We start from the raw sequence: 12,574 nt of genomic DNA, 5'->3' as shown, positions 1-12,574 counted from the left end.
CGGGCACCAGGAGCTTCTGCCAGATCGCCTATTGCATTTCGCTGTGCGAGATTATGGTCCGGCCGGGGCGCTCTCAACCCCTATCCGGCCCCTAGCCTCGGCCTTTCAGGGCTGTACGGCACGCGCGGCGGAGAAGGCACCGGAGGATCGCCGCTGCACGGCGTCGACGAGGAGGAGACGGCCGTCCGCGTCACCACCCGAACGTACGGCCACCGCCGTCGAGGCCCACGACGCCGGCCCGATATTCTCGGGGGATGACTCGAACGGGCAGGTACCGGTGGCGCACGTGGGTACGTCGGCAGCTGCCCTGGTTCCTCATCGACCTCGGGTTCGCGGGCAAGGGCACCCGCGATTGCGGTGATCACCACTGGTACAACTCGGACGGGGTCACCGCGCTCTGCTACCACTGCGTCGTCGGCGAGCGGCCCTGCACCGCAGAGCCGCTGTACCCGGCGTCCTCGACAGGCAGCTGATCACGCGCTGCCCGCCCAGCACGCTCCGGCGCACGCCGCCGGGGCCCCGGGCAGACACCGTCGGTGCTGCTCCGGGACCCCGGCGGCGGGCCTGACCAGCGGGCCTTCCGGCTCAGCTGCCGTCCTGCGAGCGGCCGAGCTGGTCGTTGATGAAGGCGAACAGTTCCTCGTCGGAGGCGGCTCGGAGCTGCTCGGTGTCGACGGCCGGGGCCGGCGGCTCCTCGACGGCCGCCAGCCTGCCGAGCAGGGACTGCAGGCGGGTGGACAGGGCGGTCCTCAGGTCCTCGCCGGGGGTGGGGGCGGCCGCGAAGGCCGCTTCCAGACGGTCGAGTTCGGCGAGCAGCGGTCGGGCCGAGGCGTCCGCCGCGGGGGCGGTCTCGGTGAACAGCAGTTCGGCGAGCGCGGCGGGTGTCGGGAAGTCGAAGACCAGCGTGGCGGAGAGCCGCAGGCCGGTCGCCGCGTTCATGCGGTTCCGCAGTTCGACACCGGTGAGCGAGTCGAAGCCGAGCTCCTTGAAGGCCCGTTCGGCGTCGATCGCCTCCGGCCCGGAGTGTCCGAGGACGGCGGCGACCTGGGTGCGGACCAGGTCCAGCAGGAGTGTGCGGCGCTCGTCCTCGTCCAGTCCGGCGAGGCGCTGTTCCAGTGTGCGGCCCTGGTCGGCCGCGGTGACGGCTGCGGCGGCCCTGGCGGCGCGCCGCGCGGGGGCGCGCACCAGGCCGCGCAGCAGCGGCGGGACGGCGGCCGGGTCGGCGGTGCGCAGGCCGGCCACGTCCAGGCCCATCGGGGCGAGGGCGGCGCGTCCGAGGGTGGCCGCGGTGTCGAGCAGCGCCAGCCCCTGGGCGGAGCCGAGCGGGGTGATGCCACCGCGGGCCATCCGCTGCAGGTCGGCCTCGTCCAGGGTGCCGGTCATGCCGCTGGTCTCGGCCCACAGGCCCCAGGCGAGCGAGAGGCCGGCGAGGCCGGCGGTGCGGCGGTGCCTGGCCAGGGCGTCGAGGAAGGCGTTGGCGGCCGCGTAGTTGCCCTGTCCGGCGCCGCCGAATGTGCCGGCGACGGAGGAGAACAGGACGAACGCCGCGAGGTCGTGGCCGGCGGTCAGCTCGTGGAGGTTGAGTGCGGCGTCCACCTTGGGGCGCAGCACGGTGTCCAGCCGCTCGGGGGTGAGCGAGCCGACCACGCCGTCGTCGATGACGCCGGCGGTGTGCACGACCGCGGTGAGCGGGTGGGCGGCGGGCACGGCGGCGAGCAGCTCCGCGAGGGCCGTACGGTCGGCGGCGTCGCAGGCGGCGACGGTGACCCGGGCCCCGAGGGCGGTGAGCTCGGCGGTGAGTTCGGCGGCGCCGGGGGCGTCGGCTCCGCGCCGGCTGGTGAGGAGCAGGTGCCGGGCGCCGTGCTCGGTCACCAGGTGCCGGGCGACGAGGGCGCCGAGGGTGCCGGTGGCACCGGTGATCAGCACCGTTCCGTCCGGGTCGAGCGGCGGCGGGACGGTGACGACAACCTTGCCGATGTGCTTGGCCTGGCTGACGAAGCGGAAGGCCTCGGGGGCGCGCCGGATGTCCCAGGCGGTGACGGGCAGGTGCTGGAGGGCGCCCCGGGCGAACAGGTCGAGGACGGCGGTGAGCATCTCGTTGATGCGGTCCGGTCCGGCTTCGATCAGGTCGAAGGCTCGGTAGCGGACGCCGGGGTGCTCGGCCGCGACCTGCTCGGCGTCGCGGATGTCGGTCTTGCCCATCTCGACGAAGCGGCCACCGCGCGGCAGCAGCCTCAGGGAGGCGTCGACGAATTCGCGGGCGAGCGAGTCGAGGACCACGTCGACGCCGCGGCCGCCGGTGGCGGCGCTGAAGCGCTGCTCGAAGTCCAGGTCGCGGGAGGAGGCGAGGTGCGTGTCGGGCACGCCGAGGGCCCGGACGGCGTCCCACTTGGATGCGCTCGCGGTGCCGAACACCTCGGCGCCGAGGTGGCGGGCGAGCTGGACGGCGGCCATGCCGACACCGCCGGCCGCGGCGTGGACCAGCAGGGACTCCCCGGCCTTCAGGTCGGCGAGGTCGACCAGCGCGTAGTAGGCGGTGAGGAACACCACCGGGACGGAGGCGGCCTCGGCGAAGCTCCACTCGTCGGGCATCCGGGCGACCATCCGCCGGTCGGTGACCGTGACGGGTGCGAAGCCGCCGGAGAGCATGCCGAACACCCGGTCGCCGACGGCGAGGTCGGTGACGTCGGGGCCGACCTCCAGGACGACGCCCGCGCCCTCCAGGCCGAGCAGGCCGGCGTTGCCGGGGTACATGCCGAGGGCGTTGAGGACGTCCCGGAAGTTCAGGCCGGTGGCGCGGACGCCGATCCGGAGGTAGCCCGGTTCGAGCGGGGCGACGGCGGGCGGGAACTCGATCAGTTCCAGGTTCTCCAGGGTGCCCTTGACGGGGATGCCGAGCCGCCAGGCGGCGGCACCCTCGGGCGGGATGAGGGCCGCGTCGGCGGCGATCCGGGCGAGCCGCGGGGCGAACAAGTCGCCGTGACGGACGGCCAGTTCGGGTTCTCCGCAGGCCAGAGCGGCGGGCAGGACGGCGGACAGGGCGACGTCGGCGCCGTCGGCCCGGTCCAGGTCGAGCAGGACGAAGCGGTCCGGGTTCTCGGACTGCGCCGAGCGGAGCAGGCCCCACAGTGCCGCGCCGGCCAGGTCGTCGGCCTGCTCGCCGCCCGCGGTGGCGACCGCGCCGCGGGTGACGACCACGAGACGGGCGTCGGCGAGGGTGCGCCGGTCCAGCCAGGACTGGGCGAGCGCGAGGGCGTGGTGGGTGGCCGCCCGGACGGTGTCGGCGGACGGCAGCCCGGTGCCCGCGGCCGGGACCGGCAGGTCGAACGGGGCGAGTACGAACTCCGGTGCCGGGGCGCCGGATTCGACGGCGGCGGCCAGGGCGGCGAGGTCCGGGTAGGCCTCGGCGGCGACGCCGCCGGCGCGCAGGGTCCGGTGCAGCGCCTCGGCCGCGTCGCCCTGCCCGGGGGCCCCGACGACGGCCAGGGCGGTTGCGGCCGGGTCGGCAGCGGTCGCGGCCGGCAGCGCCGTCCACTCGACCTCGAAGAGCGCGTCGAGGTGACCGGACCGGGCCCCGCGCAGCTGCTCGGCGGCCACCGGGCGCAGCATCAGCGAATCGACGGTGGCGACCGGTCGGCCGGTCGTGTCGGCGAGCGCCAGGGCGATGGTGTCGGCGCCCTGCGGGGTGATCCGCACCCGCAGCGCGGTGGCGCCGACGGCGTGCAGCGTGACCCCGCTCCAGGAGAACGGCAGCCGCCCCTGGGCCCCGCCGGTGTCCCCCGCGGAGCCCTCCTGCAGGAACGTGCCGTGCAGGGCGGCGTCGAGGAGGGCGGGGTGGAGGCCGAACAGGCCGCCGTCCGCCTCCGCCGTCTCGGGCAGCGCGACCTCGGCGAAGAGTTCCTCGCCGAGCCGCCAGGCGGCCGTGAGTCCCTGGAACGCGGGACCGTAGGCGAATCCGCCCGCGGCCAGCCGCTCGTAGAGCCCGTCGGCCTCGACGGCCGTGGCGCCGGAGGGCGGCCACTCGACGAGCTCGGCGGCCTCGGCCCCCGCGGCGACGGCGAGCGCTCCGCTCGCGTGGCGGGTCCAGGGCTCCTCGGGGTCGGCCTGCTCCGGACGGGAGTACAGGCTGAGCGGCCGACCGCCGTCCCCTCCGGCGGCGCCCACCCAGAGCTGGAACTGCAGCGCCTCGGCGCCGGGGAGCACCAGCGGCGCTTCCAGGGTGAGTTCGTCCAGCCGCTCGCAGCCGACCTGCTCGCCGGCCCGCAGGGCCAGCTCGACGAAGGCGGTGCCGGGCAGCAGCACGGTGCCGGAGACGGCGTGGTCGGCCAGCCACGGGTGGGTGTCCAGGGCGAGCCGCCCGGTGAACAGGTAGCCGTCGGACTCGGCCAGCGGGGCGGCGGCGCCGAGCAGCGGGTGCCCGGGCGCGACCAGGCCGGCCGATGCCACGTCCACCGCCCACAGCGCGGGCGCCTCCATCCAGTACCGCTCCCGCTGGAAGGCGTAGGTGGGGAGGTCGACGCGGCGGGCGCCGGTGCCGGCGAAGACGGCCTGCCAGTCGAGCCTGGCACCGCGCACGTGCAGCCGGGCGAGGGCGGTGGTGAAGCTCAGGGCTTCGGGGCGGTCCCGGCGCAGGGCAGGGGTGAGCGCGGCGTCGGTGTCCTCGGCGAGACACTGCTGCGCCATCGCGGTCAGCGTCCCGTCCGGCCCCAACTCCAGGAACGTCCGGACGCCTTCGCCCTCCAGCACCTGAACGGCGTCGGCGAAACGGACCGCCTCACGGACATGCCGCACCCAGTACTCGGGATCCGTCAGCTCGTCCGACGCCAGGGCACCGGTGAGAGTGGAGACGATCGGGATCCTTGGCGCCTGGAACGTCAACTCCGAAGCCACCGAACGGAACTCGTCCAGCATCCCGTCCATCAACGGCGAGTGGAACGCATGGCTGACCGTCAGCCGCTTCGTCCGGCGACCATCCGCCGCCAGCTTCTCCGCAACCTCCAGGACAGATTGCTCGACACCCGAAATCACCACCGACACAGGCCCGTTGACAGCAGCGACACCGACACCCCCGGTCAGCAACGGCAGCACCTCCGCCTCCGCGGCCTCCACCGCCACCATCGCACCACCACGCGGCAACGCCTGCATCAGACGCCCACGCGCCGCCACCAGCTTCGAGGCGTCCGCCAGCGACAGCACACCCGCCACGTGCGCGGCGGCCAGCTCACCGATCGAGTGCCCCGCCAGGAAATCCGGCCGCACACCCCACGACTCCACCAACCGGAACAGCGCCACCTCCAGCGCAAAGAGCGCCGGCTGCGTGTAACCCGTCTCGTCGATCAGCTCCGCATCGCCAACCACCGCACGCAACGGGCGATCCAGCAGCGGATCCAACTCCGCACACACCGCGTCGAACGCCGCCGCGAACACCGGGAAAGAGCCGTACAGCTCCTCCCCCATCCCCGCCCGCTGACTCCCCTGCCCCGCGAACAGGAACGCCGTACGACCACCGGCCGCCGTGCCTTCGACGTGGGCGGACTCGCCGCGGGACAGTGCCTCCAGGCCGCGCAGGAGTTCGGTCCGGTCGCCGCCGATCAGGGCGGCGCGCCGGTCGTGGCTGCCTCGGGTGGTGGCCAGGGCGCGTGCGACGTCGGCGGGGTGCCAGGAGTCGTCCTCGGCCAGTCGGCGGTGCAGTCGTCCGGCCTGGGCGGCGAGGGCCTCGGGGGTTTTGGCGGAGAGCACCCACGGCACCGTGTCCGGCCCGCCGGGGGCCTCGGGGGCGGCCGGCTCGTCCGGGGCCTGTTCGATGACGGCGTGGGCGTTGGTGCCGCTGACGCCGAACGAGGAGACGCCGGCACGGCGGGGTTCGCCCGTCTCCGGCCAGGGCCGGGCACAGGTCAGCAGCTCGACGGCGCCGGCCGTCCAGTCGACGTGCGAGGAGGGTTCGTCGACGTGCAGGGTCTGCGGCAGGACGCCGTGCCGCATCGCCATGACCATCTTGATGATGCCCGCGGCACCGGCGGCGGCCTGGGTGTGGCCGAGGTTGGACTTGATCGAGCCGAGCCAGAGCGGCCGGTCCTCGGTGCGCCCCTGGCCGTAGGTGGCGAGCAGCGCCTGTGCCTCGATGGGGTCGCCGAGGACCGTGCCGGTGCCGTGCGCCTCGACGGCGTCGACCTGGGCGGCCGACAGGCCCGCGTTGGCCAGGGCCTGCTGGATGACGCGCTGCTGCGAGGGGCCGTTCGGCGCGGTGAGGCCGTTGGAGGCGCCGTCCTGGTTGACGGCGGTGCCGCGGACCACCGCGAGCACGGGGTGGCCGTTGCGGCGGGCGTCGGAGAGCCGTTCGACGAGGAGCATGCCGACGCCCTCGGCCCAGCTGGTGCCGTCGGCGGCGGCGGAGAAGGACTTGCAGCGCCCGTCGGCGGCGAGGCCGCGCTGACGGCTGAAGTCGACGAAGGTGTCGGGTGTGGACATCACGGTGACGCCGCCGGCCAGGGCCATCGTGCACTCGCCGCTGCGCAGTGCCTGGCTCGCCAGGTGCAGGGCGACCAGCGAGGAGGAGCAGGCGGTGTCGACGGTGACGGCCGGGCCCTCCAGGCCGAAGGTGTAGGAGACTCGGCCGGAGGCGACGCTGCCCGAGCTGCCGGTGCCGAGGTAACCCTCGACGCCCTCGGGAACGGCGGGCAGGCGGGAGACGTAGTCGTGGTACATGACGCCGGCGAAGACGCCGGTGCGGCTGCCGCGCAGGGTGGCGGGGTCGATGCCGGCCCGTTCGAACGCCTCCCAGGAGGCTTCGAGCAGCAGGCGCTGCTGCGGGTCCATGGCGAGCGCCTCGCGCGGGTTGATGCCGAAGAAGGCGGCGTCGAAGGCGCCGGCGTCGTGCAGGAAGCCGCCTTCCCGGGCGTACGAGGTGCCCTGCTGCTCCGGGTCCGGGTCGTAGAGGGCGTCCAGGGGCCAGCCGCGGTCGGTGGGAAAGGCGGAGACGCCGTCGCCGCCTTCGGCGACCAGCTGCCAGAGCTCCTCGGGGGAGGTCACCCCGCCGGGGTAGCGGCAGGCCATCCCGATGATGGCGATCGGGTCGTCGTCGGGGGCCGTGGTGGCGGCGGTGGTGACGGCGGCGGGTGCGGCGGAGCCGACGAGCTGGGTGTCCAGCTGTCCGGCGAGGGCCTGCGGCGTCGGGTAGTCGAAGACCAGGGTGGCGGGCAGCCGCAGGCCGGTGGCGGCGGTCAGCCGGTTTCGCAGTTCGACGGCGGTCAGCGAGTCGAAGCCCAACTCCTTGAACGCGAGGGTGGGTTCGACGGCGTCGGCGCCGCTGTGGCCGAGCACGGCGGCGACCTCGGCGGCGACCAGGCCGAGCAGGGCCTTGGTGCGTTCGGCGGCCGGGAGTGCGGCGAGCTGTCCGGCGAGGCCGGCCGCGCCGGAGTCCGTGGCGGCGGCCCGGGCGGCCGGGCGGGCGGGGGCACGGACCAGGCCGCGCAGCAGGGCGGGCAGGGCCGGGGAGGCGGCCTGGCCGCGCAGGGCGGTGAGGTCGAGCCGCATCGGGACGTAGGTGGCGCCGCCGAGTGCGGTGGCGGTGTCCAGCAGGGCCAGGCCCTCGGCGGAGGACAGGGCGGCGACGCCGGCGCGGTTGATGCGCTGCAGGTCGGCGGTGTCCAGGGCGCCGGTCATGCCGCTGCGTTCGGCCCACAGGCCCCAGGCGAGCGAGGTGGCGGGCAGACCGAGGGCGTGCCGGTGGTGGGCGAGGGCGTCGAGGAAGGCGTTGGCGGCGGCGTAGTTGGCCTGCCCGGGGCCGCCGAGGGTGGCGGCGGCGGCCGAGAACAGGACGAAGGCGTCGAGGTGCTGTCCGGCCGTCAGCTCGTGCAGGTGCCAGGCGGCGTCGGCCTTGGGGCGCAGGACGGTGTCGAGGCGCTCGGGGGTGAGGGCGTCGACGATGCCGTCGTCGAGGACGCCGGCGGTGTGCAGGACGGCGGTGAGCGGGTGGGCGGCCGGGATCTCGGCGAGGGCCCGGGCGAGCGCGGCGCGGTCGGCGACGTCGCAGGCGGCGAGGGTGACGGTGGCGCCGGCCTCGGCGAGTTCGGCCGCGAGTTCGGCGGCCCCGGGGGCCTCGATGCCGCGGCGGGAGAGCAGCAGCAGGTGCCGGGCACCGCGGTCGGTGACCAGGTGGCGGGCGACCAGGGCGCCGAGTGTGCCGGTGGCGCCGGTGATCAGGACGGTGCCGTCGGGGTCGATGGCGCCGGTGCCGGCCTCGGCGGGGGGCTCGGTGGCGGTGACCCGGGAGAGCCGGGGCACGTACAGGGCGCCGGCCCGTACGGCGAGTTGGGGTTCGTCGGCGGCGACGGCGGCGAGCAGCGCGGCCGGGGTGGCGGGGTGGTCGTCCAGGTCGGCCAGCACGAGGCGGCCGGGGTGTTCGGACTGGGCGGACCGCACCAGGCCCCAGACGGTGGCGGCGGCCGGGTCGGTGACGTCCTCGCCGGGCCGGACGGCGACGGCGCCGTGGGTGGTCAGGACCAGCCTGGTGTCGGCGAGCGGGTCCTCGGCGAGCCACTGCTGGACCAGGGCGAGCGCCCGGGCGGCGACGGCGTGGGCGGCGGCCGGGGCGTCGTCGGCGCCCGGCCCGTCGCCGGCGGGGCCGGCGAGGGTGGCCAGGACGGTGTGCGGTGCCTCGGCTCCGGCCCGGAGGGCGGCGGCGAGTTCGGCCGGCGTCCGGTGGACGGGCAGGGCGAGGGCGGCGGCCGGGTCCGGCCGGTCGTCCCCGGTGCCGAGCAGGGCCCAGCCGGTGGGCTCGGGTGTGCCGGGTGCGGCGCTCTGCCAGGCGACGGTGAACAGCGACTCGTGGTGGACGGCGCGGGCGGCGTGCACCTGGGCGGCCGACACCGGGCGCAGCAGCAGCGAGTCGACGGTGGCGACGGGCCTGCCGGTGGCGTCGGCGACGGTGACGGCGACGGCGTCCGCACCGGCCGGGGCGAGCCGCACGCGCAGGCTGTCGGCGCCGGAGGCGTGCAGGGTGACGCCGCGCCAGGCGAACGGGAGGCGCCCGGAATCGCTGGGCGTCAGCAGGGTGCCCATGCCGACGCCGTGCAGGGCGGCGTCCAGCAGCGCGGGGTGCAGGCCGAACAGTCCGGCGTCGGCGCGGGCCGCCTCTGGCAGGCGGACGTCGGCGTAGATCTCGTCGCCGAGCTGCCAGGCCGCGGTGAGGCCCTGGAAGACCGGGCCGTAGCCGAAGCCCGCCTCGGCAAGGTAGTCGTAGAGGCCCTCGGTGGGGACGGGGACGGCGCCGGCCGGCGGCCAGCTGGTCAGGCCGAGCGGTTCGGCGGGACGGTCCGCGGCGGGGGCGAGCAGGCCGGCGGCGTGCCGGGTCCAGGCGTGTTCGGCCGTCAGGGCGGCCGCGCCGGCGGCTCCGTCGGGCTCGGGCCGGGAGTGCAGGGTGAACGGGCGGCTGCCGGACTCGTCCGCGTCGCCGACGGCGAGCTGGAGCTGCACGGCGCCGTGCTCGGGCAGCACCAGTGGCGCCTGGAGGGTGAGTTCGGCGAGCCGGGGGGTGCCGACGTGGTCGCCGGCCCGGACGGCGAGCTCGACGAAGGCGGTGCCGGGGAGCAGCACGGTGCCCATCACGGCGTGGTCGGCGAGCCAGGGGTGGGTCTGCAGCGAGAGCAGGCCGGTGAACAGGACGCCGTCCGCGTCGGCGAGTGCGACGGCGGCGCCGAGCAGCGGGTGGTCGGCGGCGCCGAGGCCGGCGGAGGTGACGTCGCCGAGCCAGCCGGCCGGGGGCTCGGGCCAGTGGCGGCGGCGCTGGAAGGCGTAGGTCGGCAGGTCGATGCGGTGTCCGCCCCAGTCCCGCCCCACCGCGCGCCAGTCGGGGGCGGTGCCGTGGACGTGGGCGCGGGCGACGGCCGTCAGCAGGCTCGGGACCTCGGGGCGGCCGGCGCGCAGGGCGGCGACCAGGGTGGCCGGGGCGGCGTCCCCGTCGAGGCTGTGCTGGGCGAGGGCGGTGAGCACACCGTCGGGGCCGAGCTCCAGGTAGGTGGTGACCCCGTTGGCGTGCAGTCGGCGGACGGCGTCGTGGAAGCGGACGGCCTCGCGGACGTGGCGCACCCAGTACTCGGGCGAGCACAGCTCCTCGGCGGTCAGCGAGGTGCCGGTGACGGTGGAGACGATCGGGATCCGCGGCGCCCGGTACGTGAGCGACTCGGCGACGGCGCGGAACTCGTCCAGCATGCCGTCCATCAGCGGTGAGTGGAAGGCGTGGCTGACGGTGAGGCGCTTGGTGCGGCGGCCGTCGGCGGCCAGTTTCCCGGCGACGGCCAGGACGGCCTGCTCGGTACCCGAGATCACCACGGAGGTGGGCCCGTTGACGGCGGCGATCCCGACGCCCCCGGTGAGCAGCGGCGCCACCTCGGCCTCGGCGGCCTCGACGGCGACCATCGCGCCGCCGCGCGGCAGCGCCTGCATCAGCCGGCCCCGGGCCGCGACCAGCCTCGCCGCGTCGGCCAGGGACAGCACCCCGGCGACGTGGGCGGCGGCCAGCTCGCCGATGGAGTGCCCGGCGAGGAAGTCGGCGTTCAGGCTCCAGGACTCCAGCAGCCGGAACAGCGCCACCTCCAGGGCGAACAGCGCCGGCTGGGCGTACGCGGTCTCGTCGATCAGGCTCTCGTCGGCGACGGCTTCGCACAGTGGACGCTCCAGCAGCGGGTCCAGCTCCGCGCAGACCGCGTCGTACGCCTCCCGGTACGCCGGGTGGGCGGCGTACAGTTCCGCGCCCATGCCGGCGCGCTGGCTGCCCTGGCCGGTGAACAGGAACGCGGTACGGCCTTCGGCGACGGCGGTGCCCTGCAGCAGGTGCGGTGCGGACTCGCCGGCGGCGAGCGCGTCCAGGCCGGCCAGGAGCTCGGTGCGGTCGGCGGCGAGGACGGCGGCCCGGTGGTCGAGCGCGGCGCGGCCGGTGGCCAGCGAGTGCGCGAGGTCGGCCGGCGCGGGCGCGGGCTCGGCCTCCAGGTGGGCGCGCAGCCGGGCGGCCTGGGCGCGCAGGGCCTCGGCGGTCCGGCCGGAGACCAGGTAGGGCAGCACGGCGGGCGCGGCCGGTGCGGGGTCGGGTTCCGGGGCGGTCTCGGGCGCGGGGGCCTGTTCGATGATGGCGTGCGCGTTGGTGCCGCTGACGCCGAACGAGGAGACGCCGGCCCGGCGCGGCTCGCCGGTCTCTGGCCAGGCCCGGGCCCGGTCGAGCAGGCGGACACCGCCCGAGGCCCAGTCGACGTGCGGGGAGGGCTGGTCGACGTGCAGGCTCTGCGGGAGCAGGCCGTGCTGCATGGCGAGCACCATCTTGATGATGCCGGCGACGCCGGCGGCGGCCTGGGTGTGGCCGAGGTTGGACTTCACCGAGCCGAGCCAGAGCGGGTGGTCGGCCGGCCGTTCCAGGCCGTAGGTGGCGAGCAGGGCCTGCGCCTCGATGGGGTCGCCGAGGACGGTGCCGGTGCCGTGTGCCTCGACGGCGTCGACCTGGGCGGGGGTCAGGCCCGCGTCGGCGAGCGCCTGGCGGATGACGCGCTGCTGGGACGGCCCGTTGGGCGCGGTGAGGCCGTTGGAGGCGCCGTCCTGGTTGACGGCCGAGCCGCGGAGCACGGCCAGCACCGGGTGGCCGTTGCGGCGGGCGTCGGAGAGCCGCTCCAGCAGGAGCATGCCGACGCCCTCGCCCCAGCCCGTGCCGTCGGCGGCGGCGGCGAAGGACTTGCAGCGGCCGTCGGGCGCGAGTCCGCGCTGACGGCTGAACTGGATGAACGCCCGGGGGCTGGACATCACCGTGACGCCGCCGGCCAGGGCGAGCGAGCACTCGCGCTGGCGCAGCGCCTGGGCGGCGAGGTGCAGCGCGACCAGTGAGGAGGAGCAGGCGGTGTCGACGGTGACCGCCGGGCCCTCCAGACCGAAGGTGTAGGACAGCCTTCCGGAGAGAACGCTGGCCGCGTTTCCGGTCAGGGTGTAGCCCTCGACGCCCTCGGGGACCTGGTGGAGCAGGTCGCCGTAGTCCTGGCCGTTGGTGCCCGCGAAGACGCCGGTCCGGCTGCCCTTGAGCGAGGTCGGGTCGATGCCGGCCCGTTCCAGCACCTCCCAGGAGGCCTCCAGCAGCAGGCGCTGCTGCGGGTCCATGCCGAGGGTCTCGCGGGGGCTGATGCCGAAGAACCCGGCGTCGAACTCGGTGGCGTCGTAGAGGAATCCGCCCTGGCTGGTGTAGCTGGTGCCCTGCTGGTCCGGGTCGTCGTCGAACAGCGACCCGGTGTCCCAGCCGCGGTCGGCGGGGAAGTCACCGACGGCGTCCCGGCCTTCGGCCACCAGCTGCCAGAGCTCCTCGGGGGAGTCGACTCCGCCTGCGAACCGGCAGCTCATCGACACCAGCGCGATCGGCTCGGAGTCGCCCGCCTCCGCCTCGCGCAGCCGCTGACGGGTCTGGTGGAGGTCGGCCGTGACGCGCTTCAGATAGTCGAGGAGCTTTTCCTGGGACACTGTGGAACCTCACCCATGTCGATGGCTGCAGTCACTCGTCGGTGGCTGCGTGTGGTGGCGGGCCGGATGAGGCCCTGCCCGGGCAGGC

General features: G+C 75.7%; 2 protein-coding genes. One reads left to right on the top strand and one right to left on the bottom strand.

All coding sequences use genetic code 11. The features are described 5' to 3' along the window. Nucleotides 1-254 precede the first annotated feature (254 nt). Nucleotides 255-473, top strand: a complete 219-nt coding sequence (locus OG871_RS33275) for a hypothetical protein (protein ID WP_371501896.1) — start codon at nt 255-257, stop codon at nt 471-473. A 112-nt stretch (nt 474-585) separates the two neighbouring features. Here the strand turns inward: OG871_RS33275 and OG871_RS33270 are convergent, their stop codons facing one another. Continuing rightward, nucleotides 586-12,486, bottom strand: a complete 11,901-nt coding sequence (locus tag OG871_RS33270) for an SDR family NAD(P)-dependent oxidoreductase (RefSeq protein ID WP_371501894.1) — start codon at nt 12,484-12,486, stop codon at nt 586-588. Nucleotides 12,487-12,574 lie beyond the last annotated feature (88 nt).

It is taken from the genome of Kitasatospora sp. NBC_00374 (genome assembly GCF_041434935.1).
GTDB lineage: Bacteria > Actinomycetota > Actinomycetes > Streptomycetales > Streptomycetaceae > Kitasatospora.
The sequence above is the reverse complement of the archived record's forward strand: the minus strand, read 5'-3'. Positions and strand labels throughout refer to the sequence as shown.

Coding starts and splice junctions, on each gene's coding strand:
- OG871_RS33275 (WP_371501896.1), top strand. CDS start 255: ATGACTCGAACGGGCAGGTACCGGTGGCGCACGTGGGTACGTCGGCAG.